The organism is Bacillus sp. A260, assembly GCF_009861435.1.
Lineage (GTDB): Bacteria > Bacillota > Bacilli > Bacillales > Bacillaceae_G > Bacillus_A > Bacillus_A cereus.
In genome coordinates this window covers 3,903,499-3,917,289 of record NZ_CP046398.1, presented here as the reverse complement: position 1 = coordinate 3,917,289, position 13,791 = coordinate 3,903,499, and the positions used below count along the sequence as shown (strand labels likewise).

The following is a 13,791-nucleotide window of genomic DNA, read 5'->3' as shown; positions in this document are numbered from 1 at the left end:
TGTCAACTGAAAATAATAGAAAAAATTGGTATTAAAAAAAGATAAATTGGAAAAAATAGGTCTGATATAGAATGGAGGGTTAGTCATGAAGCGAGTTTTTGGAATACTTGTTTGTTTCATGTTATTGCTTTCTGGAACTTCAGTGAGTTTCGCGCAATCTGAGAAAACGAAGCCAGAGAAAACAGAAGAAACAACGCCGAAGTTAGCGGAACAAGCGTCGTCAGCAATCGTAATTGAGCAAGATACAGGTAAAGTTTTATTTGATAAAAACCCAAATGAAAAATTACCACCTGCTAGTATGACAAAGATTATGACAATGCTTTTAATTATGGAAGAAGTTGAAAAAGGAAAATTAAAACTGACCGATAAAGTTAGAGCGAGTGAACATGCAGCTTCAATGGGTGGATCGCAAATCTTTTTAGAACCTGGGGAAGAGATGACTGTAAATGAGATGTTAAAGGGTATTGCAATTGCATCTGGAAATGACGCATCTGTTGCGGTAGCCGAGCACATCGCAGGTTCAGAAGAAGGATTTGTAAATATGATGAACAAAAAGGCGAAAGATTTAGGGCTGAAAAATACACATTTTCAAAACCCAACAGGTCTTCCGGCCAAAGACCATTATTCGACAGCAAATGATATGGCTATAATGGCGAGAGAATTGATGAAGTATCCACTTATTCGTAAATACACAGGTAAGTACGAAGATTATTTACGTGAAGATACGGATAAAAAGTTTTGGCTCGTTAATACGAATAAACTAGTACGTTTTTATCCTGGCGTAGATGGAGTAAAAACAGGTTTTACGACAGAAGCGAAATATTGTTTAACAGCATCGGCTGAAAAAAATGGTATGCGTGTCATTTCAGTTGTCATGGGAGCACCAACATCAAAAGAACGGAACAACCAAGTGACAAAGCTTCTTGACTATGCATTTGGACAATATATGACAAAGAAATTGTATACGCGCGGCGAAAAAATTAAGACAGTTCAAGTAGGAAAAGGGAAAAAAGAAAAAGTAGATTTAGTTGCGTCAGATAATGTTTCTCTTCTTATGAAGAAGGGCGAGAATATGGACAAGGTAAAACAAGAAGTAATTGCTGAAAAGAAAGTAAAAGCACCGATTAAAAAAGGTGACGCGCTTGGCACCCTTGTTATTAAAAAAGATAAAGATGTTTTATTAAAACAAACAATTGTAGCAAAAGAAGATGTTGCTGCAGCGAGCTGGTGGGAGTTATTTAAAAGAAGTTTTGGGATGTTTTCAACATCAAAATAGCGGCAAATATTTTGCCGCTTTTCTATTCGTATGTAAGTGAATAATGCTGAAAGGTTTCACTTTATGACGAAATAGTTCTTCTTTTGTCAGCAGGAAGGATTCTTATTTTGTATCACGAAAATCTTTATGTATGTGAATAAGTAAAGTTTGAGCATAAGGAGGAAATCGTGTGAGTCTTTCCATGCAATTAGAAGTAAAACGTGACGTCCTATGTGTGAGACTAGAGGGTGAATTAGATCATCATACGGCTGAAGAGTTGCGAACGAAAGTAACAGATATGATTGAGACACATGGTGTTCATCATATTGTTTTGAGCCTAGAGAACTTATCGTTTATGGATAGTTCTGGTCTAGGTGTTATATTAGGCCGATATAAACACGTAAAGGGATTAGGTGGAGAAATGGTTGTTTGTGCAATTTCACCGCCTGTTAAGCGTTTATTTGAAATGTCGGGCTTATTCAAAATCGTTCGCTTAGAAGAAAGTGAAGCGCACGCGCTCGCGACGTTGGGGGTGGCATAGATGAGAAATGAAATGAACCTTCAATTTTCAGCATTAAGTCAAAATGAATCATTCGCTCGCGTTACAGTGGCGGCTTTCATTGCACAACTAGATCCAACGATGGAAGAATTAACGGAGATTAAAACAGTTGTGTCAGAAGCGGTTACAAATGCAATTATTCATGGATACGAAGGAAATGCAGAAGGTATTGTTTATATTTCTGTAATTTTGGAAGAAGCAATGGTGAAACTCACGATTCGAGATGAAGGGATTGGAATCTTTAACTTAGATGAAGCGAGACAACCCCTTTTTACAACTAAACCTGAATTAGAGCGTTCCGGAATGGGATTTACTATCATGGAAAATTTTATGGATGAAGTAGAAGTTATTTCAAACGAATCTTTCGGGACAACAATCCATTTGACAAAATACTTATCAAATAGTAACGCTCTATGCAATTAAGGAGAATAGCCTATGGACATAGAGGTCAAAAATGAGAAGAAGAAACCTCAGTTAAAGGACCACGAGCTAAAAGCGTTAATTCAAAAAAGTCAAGATGGAGATCAACAAGCGAGAGATACAATCGTTCAAAGTAATATGCGCCTCGTTTGGTCGGTTGTACAGCGGTTTCTTAATCGAGGATACGAACCAGACGACCTATTTCAAATTGGATGTATTGGGCTCTTGAAATCGGTAGATAAATTTGATTTATCTTTCGACGTGAAATTTTCAACATATGCAGTTCCAATGATTATTGGTGAAATACAACGTTTCTTACGCGATGATGGATCAGTGAAAGTTAGTAGGTCTTTAAAAGAAACAGGAAACAAAATTCGAAAGATGAGAGATGAGCTTTCGAAAGAATTCGGAAGGGCTCCAACGATTAATGAAGTGGCAGAGGCACTAGAACTAACGCCAGAGGAAGTTGTTCTAGCACAAGAAGCGAGCCGGGCCCCTTCATCTATACATGAAACTGTATATGAAAACGATGGAGATCCAATCACTATTTTAGATCAAATTGCAGATCAATCTGAAACGAAATGGTTCGATAAAATCGCTTTAAAAGAAGCGATTAGAGAACTAGATGAACGAGAGCGCTTAATTGTATACTTGCGTTACTATAAAGATCAAACACAGTCAGAAGTAGCCGAGCGCATAGGCATTTCGCAAGTACAAGTTTCAAGACTTGAAAAGAAAATATTAAAACAGATGAAAGATCGAATAGACGAATAATTGTCTATTCGATTTTTTTATGCCGTTAATAGGAGAGAGATGTTAATTTTCGCAAAAATTAACAGAATTTATTGATAATTTAGTCAATTTAAAATATAATCCAAGTATGAACTTGTCATAAAGGGGGAAGGAAACATGGAAACGAGGCAACAATGGGGAACGAGAGCTGGATTTATTTTCGCAGCGGTCGGATCTGCCGTTGGATTAGGAAACATATGGCGTTTTCCTTATACAGCGTATGAAAATGGAGGAGGAGCATTCTTTTTACCGTATTTATTTGCATTATTAACGACTGGTATTTCATTGTTAGCGTTTGAGTTTGCCCTTGGTCATCGTCATCGTGGCTCAGCACCACTTACATTTTTCCGTATTAGCCCGCGTGCAGAATTTATTGGATGGTGGCAAATGTGCGTAACATTTATTGTTTCAACATATTATGCAGTGATTATTGCTTGGTCTATATCGTATACATACTTTGCAATTACTGGAGCATGGGGAAAAGACACGCAATCATTTTTATTTAAAGAGTACTTACATGTTGCAGATAAGCCAGGACAATTTGGAGGACTTGTACCAGAAGTATTAATTCCGTTAGCTCTCGTTTGGATTATTGTGCTTGGCGTTGCATTTAAAGGAGTTAAAAAAGGAATCGAAGTTGTTAACCGTATATTTATTCCTTTATTAGTTGTTATGTTCCTTATTATCGTTGTTCGTGCAGTGACGATGGAAGGTGCTATGCAAGGACTAGATGCATTCTTTAAACCAGATTGGAGTCGTATTTTTGATGGGAAAGTATGGCTTGCTGCTTACGGTCAAATATTCTTTAGTTTATCTTTAGCATTTGGAATTATGATTACGTATTCTAGTTATTTACCGAAAAACTCGGATACAACAAATAATGCCTTTATTACTGGATTTGCAAACTCAGGATTTGAATTATTAGCAGGTATTGGGGTCTTTGCAGCTCTTGGATTTATGGCAAATAATATGGGAGTACCGGTTGATAAAGTAGCAAGTGCTGGCGTTGGGCTTGCGTTCGTAGTATTTCCCCAAATTATTAATGAATTGCCGATGTCACCGTTGTTTGGTGTTTTATTTTTCTTATCGTTAACGGTTGCTGGAATTACATCACTTATTTCACTCGCGGAAGTATGCTTTGCCGCTGTATCTGAAAAATTCAGTTTAAGTCGGGAAAAAACTATTGGAATTATGGGAACCCTTCTCGTGTTAGTTTCTCTTGTTTTTGCAACACGTGGTGGACTTATGTTCTTAGATGTTGTCGACTATTTCGCTAATAATTTCGGATTAATTACAATTGCACTTGCGGAAGTAGTTACGATAGGGCTCATTTTACGCCGTTTACCAGTTTATCAAAATCATGCAAACTTTGTATCTGATATTAAATTAGGAACGTTTTGGAGAGTGAGTTTACTCGTTATTACTCCGCTTATGTTAGGGTATATGCTAATTGATGGTACAATCCAAAATATTAAAAAGAACTACGGAGATTATCCGACTGAGTTTGTTGTAACGTATGGTTGGTCGATAGCAGCAGCATTCCTCATAGTTGCAATAATCATTGGCCTGAAAAAATGGGATGCACAAATTCATTCGGATTCTGCCAAGCTTGAAAAAGAATGGAAAGATCGAGGTGTTTCATAATGAGTGGATCAGCGATTATGATGATGGTTATTGGAATAGTAGTCATTTGGGGAGGGCTTGCATTAAGTATTGTAAACTTATTTAAGAAAAAGGCATAAGTAAAAAACATCTGTACCGAAATGGTGCAGATGTTTTTTTATGAAAAAATTGTATTAGAAAAAAATTCAATAACCATACTACAACTACGAGGAAGAGTGAAGGGGTGAATGAAAGTTGGAACAAACGATTTATATTAAAATGCGCAATCGTTTAAAAGTTTCTCCTACTTATGAAGTAAAGCTGGGCGATGTTGCTCAACTTGCCGGAGATTCTTCCGTAGTTGAGTTGTTACAAAATGAGATAGTTTACAAAATAACAGCGCATGATAAGACGCATGTTGTAATTGATGTTATGAAAGTAATTGAGATTATTCAACAGAAAGCATCTCATGTACAAATTAATTTACTCGGTTCTGGACAAACTCTTGTTGAAATTATATACGAAAAAAAGAAGACACACCCAATTTTTTTCGGGCTTGTATGGCTGTTACTGTTCATTGGAGCGGCCCTTGCGATCATTTATTTCCATGAAGATGTAAGTATGCAACAAGTACATCAACGGTTATATTACATGATTACTGGAGAATTTAATGCGCAACCACTTTTATTTCAAATCCCTTATTCTTTAGGTCTTGGCTTAGGGATGGTTTTATTTTTTAATCATGTATTTCAAAAGCGAATTAATGAAGAGCCGAGTCCGTTAGAAGTTGAGATGTTTCAATACCAACAGTCACTTGATCAGTATGTAATCGTTAATGAAAACAAGGATAATATGAAACAACTTGCCGATGATTGAGTCTGGATTTGTTATTTTAATTGGTTTAGCTGGAGGGATTGCGGTAGGTAGCGGATATGTCGCATTTTTAGCTGTACTTGGTATAATCCCCCGTTTAGCCCAATTAACGAGAAGTGGAAAGCATATTCAATATTTTGAGTGGGCAGTCATTGCAGGTACTTTAACAGGGGCTTGGTGCAGTTTGAAAAACATTACATTTCAAACGTCGCAGTATTGGCTCGTTATATTAGGGATATTTTGTGGCACATTCATCGGAATGCTTGCTGCGGCATTAACAGAGGTGTTAAATGTTCTGCCTATTTTAGCGAAACGAGTAGGGGTAGAGGGGAAGATTATTGTTTTACTCGTTGCTCTTGTACTTGGAAAAGTAATAGGATCGTTGTTTCACTGGATTTATTTCGTAAAGTAGGAGGCAGTATATAAATGACAAGTCAGAAATTGAAGGATGATTACATAAATAAAGTGAAGGAGTATCATCCAAAGCCAAACTATTTACTAAATTGTATCAAAGCATTTCTTGTAGGTGGACTCATTTGCACAGTTGGAGAAGTATTGATGAAATTTTATATACATTATTTTCACTTCAGTGAACAAGAGGCAGGAAACCCAACTGTTGCAACCCTTGTTTTATTATCCGCGATTTTAACAGGGTGTGGTGTATATGATAAAATCGGTCAATTTGCTGGAGCAGGATCAGCGGTACCGGTAACAGGATTTGCAAATTCTATGGCGAGCGCTGCCTTAGAACATAAGAGCGAAGGGGTTGTTCTAGGGATTGCTACAAATATGTTTAAACTGGCAGGAAGTGTGATTGTATTTGGGGTTGTTGGTGCATATATCATTGGGTTAATAAGGTATACCTTTAAAATTTTTATGTCTTAAAGGAGGGCTAGTATGAGGTTGACCGGAAAACAAACGTGGGTATTTCAAAATGATATATATGTGAATGCAACGGGTACTGCTGTCGGTCCGAAAGAAGCTGAGGGCCCTCTCGGGAAAAAATTTGATATTTCATATGGTGACTTGCATTGTGGAGAAGAAAATTGGGAGCTTGCCGAACGAAGATTAATGTCAGACTCAATTCAACAAGCAGTGCAAAAAGGGAATATAAAAACATCGCAAATTGATTTCTTTTTAGCGGGAGATTTATTAAATCAAACAGTGACAGCAAATTATGTTGCGCGTAAGTGGGGCATTCCTTTTTTAGGAATGTTTAGCGCTTGTGCGACGTCTATGGAGACTTTAGCAGTTGGCTCAGCTTTTATAGACGGTGGATTTGCAAATCGTGTCTTAGCGACAGTAAGTAGTCATAATGCAACGGCTGAAAGACAATTTCGCTATCCAACAGAGTACGGTGGACAAAAGCCAGGGACAGCAAATTCAACTGTGACTGGTGCAGGATCTATATTAATTAGCAATGAAAAAAGTGCAATTAAAATTACGTCAGCTACAATTGGAAAAGTGCAAGATTTAGGAATTACAAATCCTTTGGATATGGGGGCAGCGATGGCTCCAGCAGCAGCTCATACAATTCAACAACATTTTGAAGATTTAAGAAGAAGTGCCGATGATTATGATTTGATTGTTACGGGTGATTTATCAGCTGTTGGGACGCCGATTGCGAAACAACTTTTACTTGAGGAAGGTTATGATCTTGGGCATATATACAATGATTGTGGATTGATGATTTATGAATCAAGTCAAGAAGAAGTGTTTGCAGGTGGTAGTGGTTGCGCTTGTTCAGCAGTTGTCACATATGGTCATTTATTACACGAGATGCAAAAAGGGAATTTACAACGAATTTTTGTCGTTGCGACTGGTGCATTATTAAGCCCGATGATGATGCAACAGAAGGAAACGATTCCAACAATTGCACATGGTGTCGTATTTGAGAGAGTTAAAGGAGAGTGAATTGTGGATTTTATATATGCATTTCTTGTAGGTGGAGTTATTTGTTTAATTGGGCAACTATTGTTAGATTTCGTAAAGTTAACACCAGCTCATTTAATGGCAACTTTTGTAGTCATCGGAGCAATTTTAGATGGATTTGGATTGTACGATAAACTAATAAAGTTTGCAGGTGCTGGAGCAACAGTCCCTATTACAAGTTTTGGACATTCACTATTGCACGGAGCAATGCATGCAGCAGAAAAACATGGATATTTAGGAATTGGTATTGGCATGTTTAGTTTAACGTCTGCGGGCATTTCCGCAGCGATATTGTTTTCGTTTTTTATAGCACTTATATGTAAACCGAAAGGATAAATCAAATGAGACGAAGGGTTGTTTTGGTCACAGATGGAGATGAATATGCAAAGCGGACAATTGAGCTTTTAACGAAGGAATTTGGGGGAAGGTGTATTTCAGCATCACAAAGTAATCCAACCAAATTGACAGGGAAAAAAGTTGTTGAGCTTATTATGCAAACGCCATATGACCCTGTATTTGTCATGTTTGATGACAGTGGATTTATTGGAGAAGGATCTGGTGAAAAGGCTTTAAAATATGTGGCTACCCATAAACAAATTGATGTGCTCGGTATTTTAGCGGTAGCGTCTAATACGCATCATTGGGAATGGGCACGTGTAGATGTAAGTGTAGATCGGAACGGGAATTTAACCGAATACGGTGTTGATAAATTTGGACTTCCAGATGGCGAAATTGGCAGAATTAGCGGAGATACAATTTATTGTTTAGATGACTTGAATGTTCCTGTCATCGTTGGAGTCGGTGACATTGGTAAGATGTGTGGAAATGATGAATGGGAGAGGGGATCACCTATTACGAAGAAAGCAATTCAATTAATTTTGGAAAGGAGTGGTTTTTATGACGAAGCCTAAAAAAGTGGATATCCCTATATCAACTTTCATAAGTGACAATGAAAATTATTTAAAGCAGACAGTTGGGCTAGGCGTTACATACGATGTTGGCATTCGTAAATTTCAAATTTTGAATAAAGAAATTGGTGTGTTATTTGTAAACGGACTTTGTGATACGAATTATATTATCCCTATTTTAGAAGAAGCGGTGGATACAAATGAGATAAGGGATGTAGAAGAAGATACAGTGAAGCTTTTAGAGAATCGCTTAATCCATCAACAAGTAAGTAAAGTGAAAACGATGGATGAGGTAATGCTCCAAGTATTATCAGGACTCATCGTGATATTTGTGGAAGGTGAAACGGAAGCGTTTGCAATCGATGTTCGTAGTTATCCAGGGCGAACGCCGACAGAACCAGATACCGAAAAGGTAGTACGCGGTGCAAGGGATGGATTTGTTGAAAATATCGTTGTAAATACAGCATTAATCCGTAGAAGAATTCGAGATCCACGTCTTCGAAATGAAATGGTTCGAGTAGGAGATAGATCACAAACGGATATTTGCATTACATACGTTCAAGATGTTGCAAATCCAGATTTAGTAAAGATTATAAAACAAGAATTAAATAACATCGATGTAGATGGAATTACGATGGCGGATAAAACAGTAGAAGAATTTGTTGTAAAGCAAAGCTATAACCCATTTCCACTTATTCGATATACAGAAAGGCCAGATGTAGCAGCAAATCATCTACTAGAAGGACATGTGTTAGTACTTGTTGACACATCGCCAAGTGCTATGATTACACCGACAACATATTTTCATCATTTACAGCACGCGGAAGAGTTTAGACAAAATCCAGCTGTCGGTACATTTTTACGCTGGGTGCGCTTTTTAGGTGTTATATTCTCGTTATTTTTATTACCATTTTGGTTAGTGTTTGTATTTGATCCAACTCTTTTGCCAGCAAATCTTGCTTTTATTGGACCGACTAAGATGACGCATTTACCAATTTTATTACAGGTGTTAATGGCAGAGGTCGGACTTGAGTTTTTAAGGATGGCAGCCATTCATACTCCAACGCCGTTATCGTCTGCAGCAGGGTTGATTTCCGCTATATTAATTGGTCAAATTGCAATTGATGTAGGTTTGTTTGTGCCAGAAGTAATTTTGTATGTAGCAGTTTCGATGATTGGTGCATATGCAACACCGAGTTATGAATTAGGATTAGGGAATAAGGTTGGGAAATTGTTTGTTATTATTTTAACAGGCCTCTTCCATGAGATGGGATTTGTAATTGGTATGACGATATTAATTTTATTTTTAACGTCTATAAAAAGTTTACAAACACCTTATTTATGGCCGTTTTTACCATTTGATTGGGGCGCATTAACAAAAATTTTACTCCGTCCAACGATGTCTAGTTTAAAAGTACGACCAAGTATTGTAAGACCTCAAAATGTAAAAAGACAAAAATAAACGGGATTATACACCCGTTTATTTTTTTTAGCAAAAATTTATTATTTTTTAACAAAAATCAAACATTTTTTGTGTACACTTAGAGTAGATATTGTGTATGGAAGGGGAAGAGGACATGATTAAATTATTTGTAAGTGATTTAGATGACACGCTCGTTTACGATGTGAATCATATGCAAAAAGAAGATGAACGTGCGCTGTGTTGGTTAGCTGAGAAAGGGACAAATATTTGTTTTGCCTCTGGCCGCTTTACACACAGAATTGATGAAGTTGTAAAAAGGTTTGCATTCCCATATTACACAACTGGCTTAAATGGAGCGACAATGTTACTTCCGGATGGAAATTTATTTCATGAATCGAGTTTTGAAAATGTGGTTGCCCAGGAAATATATCGATATATACATAAAAAAGGACTAGCGGATATTGTTTGTGCAAATGAGCAGCGATATACAAAAAGGAAGAATGAACATCACCATAATTTTGAAGCGTATATGGGCGTGCATATCGCTGAAATTGAAGCGTTAGAAGAAGAGTTTGGTAAGACTGTACACCCTGCAAAATTGTTTGTTTTTGGAGAAGAAGAGAAAATTGTGACGTTAGATCAAGAGCTACGAGATACGTTTCAAGGCGAAGCGGAAGTTTTTATATCAGGTAAACGCTATGTTGATATTATGCCAAGAGGCGTGAGTAAGGGGAGTGCTCTAAAGCGACTAATGGATCATTTGCAAATTGAAGCAAATGAAGTTGCTTGTATTGGAGATTCTTTCAATGATATTTCTATGTTTGAAGTAACCCCGCATTCATTTACTCTTCATCATGCCCATCCATATGTAAAGGAGAAAGCAAATCATATAGTGCGTTCGGTTGAAGAGGCTGTTATGAAATTACCGTTACTTGTATAAAAAAGAAGCCCGTCATTGGCGGGCTTCTTTTTTACTTGAATAAAGATTTAACAAAATCAATGATACTTGAGAAGAAATCTTTCACTTTATCTAGAAAACTTTGCCCTTCTTCAGATCCTAAAAAGGCAGAAACATGTTCTTTTGCTTTGTTTAATTGACTACCAACTTGATTCCAATCGATATTAAGATTTTTCATTTTATCAAATAACGATACTAAGTTATCTAACTGTTCATCTGTTAATGTAATGCCGAGTTGATCAGCAATTTTTTTAATTAATGAACGTAAATCTTCTGTTGTTTTTGGCTGTTCTTTTGCAATTTCTTCTTTAATTTTTGCAACAAGTTGAACTGCTTTTTCTTCACCAATTTTATCACCAAGCTGGGCTGTTTGTACCATTTCTTCATTCGCTACTTTTTTAACTTCTTCAGGAATTTGTTTATTGGACGCAGTTTCGTATGCTTTCATTAATCCAGTTAAAGCTGCAGTTCCTGAAACTTTAAAAGGTGCAGTAATTTGAATTTCTGCATCTTTTACACCTGCTGTAATCAAAGCGTTAGTGTACATTGCATCTGTTACCCAGTTAATGTTCTTTGATCGTACAATAAGACCAGATCCTGGTTTTGTGTATGTAATCATAGAAGAAGAAATTGCTCTCGTACCAATTTGTGCTTTTGGAACAATGCCTTCTAGAAATTTATGTTCTTCCGCATTAGATACAGTAATAATTGTAGCATCTTTCGGTGCTTTCATTTCTTTTAACAGATCTTGTTTTTGTTGTTCAGATAAGTTCTCTCCTAATGTAACAATTGATTCTCCCTCGATGATGTCTGCAAACGAAGCTGTTGGCATCATAAATACCGTTACAGCTAATAGCAGAGCTAGTAATTTCGTTTTCACGAAAAATCGCTCCCTTTCTCTTTCTAAAATTTTCGGGCAACAAAGTTATTATAGTATATATTTCTTATTTGTCACCTAGCTTTTTCCACATTTCAAAAAAGAAGTATCTAGATTGTCGGATTCTTTTTGTTTCTAGTCATGAATGTGGTAATATAGTGCTGAGATAGTTGAAAGGAGACATATACGTATGAAAACTTTAGGATACATATTAATGGAAAACGGTGAAAAAATCGACTTGGAATTTTTCCCAGAAGAAGCACCGAAAACAGTAGAAAACTTTAAAAAATTAGCAGAGCAAGGATTTTATGACGGTGTTACATTCCACCGTGTTATTCCTGGCTTCGTAAGCCAAGGTGGAGACCCAACAGGTACAGGTGCAGGTGGCCCAGGCTACTCTATTCCATGTGAAACTGATGGAAACCCTCATAGACACCTTGTAGGATCACTTTCTATGGCTCACGCTGGCCGTAACACAGGCGGTAGCCAATTCTTTATCGTTCATGAGCCACAGCCGCATTTAGATGGTGTTCATACTGTATTCGGTAAAGCAACAAGCGGTATTGAAACAGTATTAAAAATGCGTCAAGGCGATGTAATGAAAGAAGTTAAAGTTTGGGAAGAATAAGGTAAGGAAAAAGAGAGCTTTTGCTCTCTTTTTTATTTTTAATGAGATTGAGTACTACTTCTACAGCTCATCATACAAGTAGTATTGTTGCTAAAATATATTGTTTGTGAGAACAAACCTTTAACCAATTACATAGAATACATTACATTATATGTTTCAATAAATATTTTTTGTTATATTAATTTTGCTAGAATTGTGCTGCTTTAGAGTAACTATAAATGAAGTGCTGTTGAATGATATGTTTCTTTCCATTCCATATAAAATTTTCTTTTTTTAACTCTATTTATTAAAGGAATAGTGCTGAAACATAGATTTGACTTTCTTCTTTTCGCTTTGTATGATTATCAAGTTGTTTTAGACTCTTCTCACTCTGTTGAAAATATTGTAAAATGAATGTGATATGAAAAGAGTGATTGAGGGGATTACTAGTTTGTAACTTTTGTAAGAAGGGATAAGGGTTATGTTAATTCGTTTTAAAAAAAGTTATGAAAAAATTGCAATGGGGCTTCTTTCGTTTATGCCAACTGAAAAAGATGTGAAAACATTACAATTGACAATGAAAGAATATGAAGCAAAAGATGATTGGCAATTGTATTTGTGGAAAGAAAATGAAGATTTTGTTGGAATAATGGGGATTGTAAAAAAAGAGAATCAAGTATTAGAAATTCAGCATTTGAGTGTGAACCCGTCTCACCGTCATGTGGGGATTGGGACGAAGATGGTTCAAGAGTTAAAGAGTAAATTTCTTGAGTTTACAATTTGCGGAAATGAGCAAACAGCAAGTTTTTGCGAAAAATGTAAAGGGCTAGAACAAAATATACATTCGTGAAAGCAGAGATAAGTAGTTTATTATCTCTGCTTTCTTTTTTGTAATTGTTCGTTTCGTTCAGTAATGACCTCTGTGCGATCACGCAAAGTGTGCTTGTTTATAATATATTCACCTGGGATAGCATTCAAGTCTTTCCAAGAGAGGTTTTGTTTTTGACATAACTCTATGCACTGCTTCTCTAACGATGAATCTGATAAGGGTAAAAATAAAGGTACAAAACGTTCTTTTTTATGGATAGATTGCAATCTTTCATTGAGCAAGGAAAGAAGTTGTACTTGATTAATTCCTAAACGTTGTAAAGGCACACCGCTTTTTTCTAAAATTGTAATTGCGCTTTTCATCATTTTTGTAGAACCATTCCAATTAGCACGTCTTTGGTGGTATAAAGAAACTGCAATTTGAATGAGACCAACTAAGTAATGATCACGATTACCTCTTGGTTTTGTCTTCCAATACTCTTCTAGTATTTCGTGGCATTCAAAATAGTCATAATCTCCATGGAAATGAATTAAAAATTGTATGTATTCGGTAGGATACATGTTTTCTCGCTCCTATCTAACGGTTATACATATAAGTGTATCATAGAAATATGAACAATAAACGACTAGGAGGTTTCCCCCTAGCCGTTATTGTTCATATTAGCAGAAGCAAGCTGCTCCTACAATAATTAGTAAAATAAACAGTACAACAAGTAATGCGAACCCACCGCTAAAACCACAATCAACGTGACCCATA

At 36.4% G+C, this 13,791-nt stretch carries 19 protein-coding genes; 16 read left to right on the top strand and 3 right to left on the bottom strand.

The window, feature by feature from the left end; all coding sequences use genetic code 11:
• Positions 1-85 precede the first annotated feature (85 nt).
• The 14 genes from dacF to GD442_RS19595 all read left to right on the top strand — a co-directional run bounded on the left by dacF (position 86) and on the right by GD442_RS19595 (position 10,704).
• Positions 86-1,276, top strand: coding sequence for a serine-type D-Ala-D-Ala carboxypeptidase DacF (gene dacF, locus GD442_RS19660; RefSeq protein ID WP_000831981.1), 1,191 nt, complete (start codon positions 86-88; stop codon positions 1,274-1,276).
• 169 nt (positions 1,277-1,445) lie between these two features.
• The gene (spoIIAA, locus tag GD442_RS19655; RefSeq protein ID WP_000059135.1) at positions 1,446-1,796 is read left to right on the top strand and encodes an anti-sigma F factor antagonist; all 351 of its coding nucleotides are present in this window, start codon (positions 1,446-1,448) and stop codon (positions 1,794-1,796) included.
• Positions 1,797-2,237, top strand: a complete 441-nt coding sequence (gene spoIIAB / locus GD442_RS19650; protein ID WP_001243398.1) for an anti-sigma F factor — start codon at positions 1,797-1,799, stop codon at positions 2,235-2,237.
• 12 nt (positions 2,238-2,249) lie between these two features.
• Positions 2,250-3,008, top strand: coding sequence for an RNA polymerase sporulation sigma factor SigF (gene sigF / locus GD442_RS19645; RefSeq protein WP_000350729.1), 759 nt, complete (start codon positions 2,250-2,252; stop codon positions 3,006-3,008).
• 135 nt (positions 3,009-3,143) lie between these two features.
• A complete protein-coding gene (locus GD442_RS19640; RefSeq protein ID WP_000450088.1) occupies positions 3,144-4,670 on the top strand; it encodes a sodium-dependent transporter in 1,527 nt (508 codons plus the stop codon).
• Positions 4,670-4,768: a methionine/alanine import family NSS transporter small subunit gene (locus GD442_RS19635; RefSeq protein WP_000016828.1), complete on the top strand. Its 99-nt coding sequence runs from the start codon at positions 4,670-4,672 to the stop codon at positions 4,766-4,768. Before GD442_RS19640 ends, GD442_RS19635 begins: the two co-directional genes overlap by 1 nt.
• 115 nt (positions 4,769-4,883) lie before the next feature.
• Complete coding sequence (locus tag GD442_RS19630) at positions 4,884-5,504, top strand: stage V sporulation protein AA (protein WP_000438369.1); 621 nt, start codon at positions 4,884-4,886, stop codon at positions 5,502-5,504.
• Entirely contained in the window at positions 5,497-5,913 is a 417-nt protein-coding gene (gene spoVAB, locus GD442_RS19625; protein ID WP_000572936.1) for a stage V sporulation protein SpoVAB, read from the top strand. Before GD442_RS19630 ends, spoVAB begins: the two co-directional genes overlap by 8 nt.
• A gap of 14 nt (positions 5,914-5,927) precedes the next feature.
• Positions 5,928-6,386, top strand: a complete 459-nt coding sequence (gene spoVAC / locus GD442_RS19620; RefSeq protein ID WP_000203810.1) for a stage V sporulation protein AC — start codon at positions 5,928-5,930, stop codon at positions 6,384-6,386.
• Between the two features lie 12 nt (positions 6,387-6,398).
• Positions 6,399-7,415 (top strand): stage V sporulation protein AD, encoded by a 1,017-nt coding sequence (gene spoVAD, locus GD442_RS19615; RefSeq protein ID WP_001241166.1) that lies wholly within the window; start codon positions 6,399-6,401, stop codon positions 7,413-7,415.
• A 3-nt stretch (positions 7,416-7,418) separates the two neighbouring features.
• Positions 7,419-7,769 carry a stage V sporulation protein AE gene (spoVAE, locus tag GD442_RS19610; protein WP_000345916.1) on the top strand — a complete coding sequence of 117 codons (351 nt, stop codon included), beginning with the start codon at positions 7,419-7,421 and terminating at the stop codon, positions 7,767-7,769.
• 5 nt (positions 7,770-7,774) lie between these two features.
• On the top strand, positions 7,775-8,344 hold the full coding sequence (gene spoVAEA, locus GD442_RS19605) for a stage V sporulation protein SpoVABEA (RefSeq protein ID WP_001254415.1): 570 nt from the start codon (positions 7,775-7,777) through the stop codon (positions 8,342-8,344).
• Positions 8,331-9,803, top strand: a complete 1,473-nt coding sequence (gene spoVAF, locus GD442_RS19600) for a spore germination protein SpoVAF (RefSeq protein ID WP_000165595.1) — start codon at positions 8,331-8,333, stop codon at positions 9,801-9,803. The genes spoVAEA and spoVAF overlap by 14 nt, the downstream gene beginning before the upstream one ends.
• 97 nt (positions 9,804-9,900) lie before the next feature.
• On the top strand, positions 9,901-10,704 hold the full coding sequence (locus GD442_RS19595) for a Cof-type HAD-IIB family hydrolase (protein ID WP_002000777.1): 804 nt from the start codon (positions 9,901-9,903) through the stop codon (positions 10,702-10,704).
• Between the two features lie 31 nt (positions 10,705-10,735).
• On the opposite strand, the gene GD442_RS19590 is transcribed toward GD442_RS19595, so the two are convergent.
• On the bottom strand, positions 10,736-11,602 hold the full coding sequence (locus GD442_RS19590; RefSeq protein ID WP_000850515.1) for a DUF1002 domain-containing protein: 867 nt from the start codon (positions 11,600-11,602) through the stop codon (positions 10,736-10,738).
• Positions 11,603-11,789: 187 nt separating this feature from the next.
• Here GD442_RS19590 and GD442_RS19585 point away from each other — a divergent pair, with 187 nt between their 5' ends.
• Together GD442_RS19585 and ribT are read left to right on the top strand one after the other, a co-directional pair.
• Entirely contained in the window at positions 11,790-12,227 is a 438-nt protein-coding gene (locus GD442_RS19585; protein ID WP_000853782.1) for a peptidylprolyl isomerase, read from the top strand.
• A 460-nt stretch (positions 12,228-12,687) separates the two neighbouring features.
• Positions 12,688-13,056, top strand: coding sequence for a GNAT family N-acetyltransferase RibT (gene ribT, locus GD442_RS19580; RefSeq protein WP_000908401.1), 369 nt, complete (start codon positions 12,688-12,690; stop codon positions 13,054-13,056).
• A gap of 20 nt (positions 13,057-13,076) precedes the next feature.
• Here the strand turns inward: ribT and GD442_RS19575 are convergent, their stop codons facing one another.
• Positions 13,077-13,595 carry a DUF309 domain-containing protein gene (locus GD442_RS19575; protein WP_000283597.1) on the bottom strand — a complete coding sequence of 173 codons (519 nt, stop codon included), beginning with the start codon at positions 13,593-13,595 and terminating at the stop codon, positions 13,077-13,079.
• 99 nt (positions 13,596-13,694) lie between these two features.
• A complete protein-coding gene (locus GD442_RS19570; RefSeq protein ID WP_000510194.1) occupies positions 13,695-13,790 on the bottom strand; it encodes a YjcZ family sporulation protein in 96 nt (31 codons plus the stop codon).
• Between the last annotated feature and the right edge of the window lies 1 nt (position 13,791).

Coding starts and splice junctions, on each gene's coding strand:
- spoVAD (WP_001241166.1), top strand. CDS start 6,399: ATGAGGTTGACCGGAAAACAAACGTGGGTATTTCAAAATGATATATAT.
- GD442_RS19570 (WP_000510194.1), bottom strand. CDS start 13,790: ATGGGTCACGTTGATTGTGGTTTTAGCGGTGGGTTCGCATTACTTGTT.
- spoVAF (WP_000165595.1), top strand. CDS start 8,331: ATGACGAAGCCTAAAAAAGTGGATATCCCTATATCAACTTTCATAAGT.
- GD442_RS19585 (WP_000853782.1), top strand. CDS start 11,790: ATGAAAACTTTAGGATACATATTAATGGAAAACGGTGAAAAAATCGAC.
- GD442_RS19575 (WP_000283597.1), bottom strand. CDS start 13,595: ATGTATCCTACCGAATACATACAATTTTTAATTCATTTCCATGGAGAT.
- GD442_RS19635 (WP_000016828.1), top strand. CDS start 4,670: ATGAGTGGATCAGCGATTATGATGATGGTTATTGGAATAGTAGTCATT.
- GD442_RS19640 (WP_000450088.1), top strand. CDS start 3,144: ATGGAAACGAGGCAACAATGGGGAACGAGAGCTGGATTTATTTTCGCA.
- dacF (WP_000831981.1), top strand. CDS start 86: ATGAAGCGAGTTTTTGGAATACTTGTTTGTTTCATGTTATTGCTTTCT.
- GD442_RS19595 (WP_002000777.1), top strand. CDS start 9,901: ATGGAAGGGGAAGAGGACATGATTAAATTATTTGTAAGTGATTTAGAT.
- spoVAB (WP_000572936.1), top strand. CDS start 5,497: ATGATTGAGTCTGGATTTGTTATTTTAATTGGTTTAGCTGGAGGGATT.
- spoVAEA (WP_001254415.1), top strand. CDS start 7,775: ATGAGACGAAGGGTTGTTTTGGTCACAGATGGAGATGAATATGCAAAG.
- sigF (WP_000350729.1), top strand. CDS start 2,250: ATGGACATAGAGGTCAAAAATGAGAAGAAGAAACCTCAGTTAAAGGAC.
- spoIIAB (WP_001243398.1), top strand. CDS start 1,797: ATGAGAAATGAAATGAACCTTCAATTTTCAGCATTAAGTCAAAATGAA.
- spoVAC (WP_000203810.1), top strand. CDS start 5,928: ATGACAAGTCAGAAATTGAAGGATGATTACATAAATAAAGTGAAGGAG.
- ribT (WP_000908401.1), top strand. CDS start 12,688: ATGTTAATTCGTTTTAAAAAAAGTTATGAAAAAATTGCAATGGGGCTT.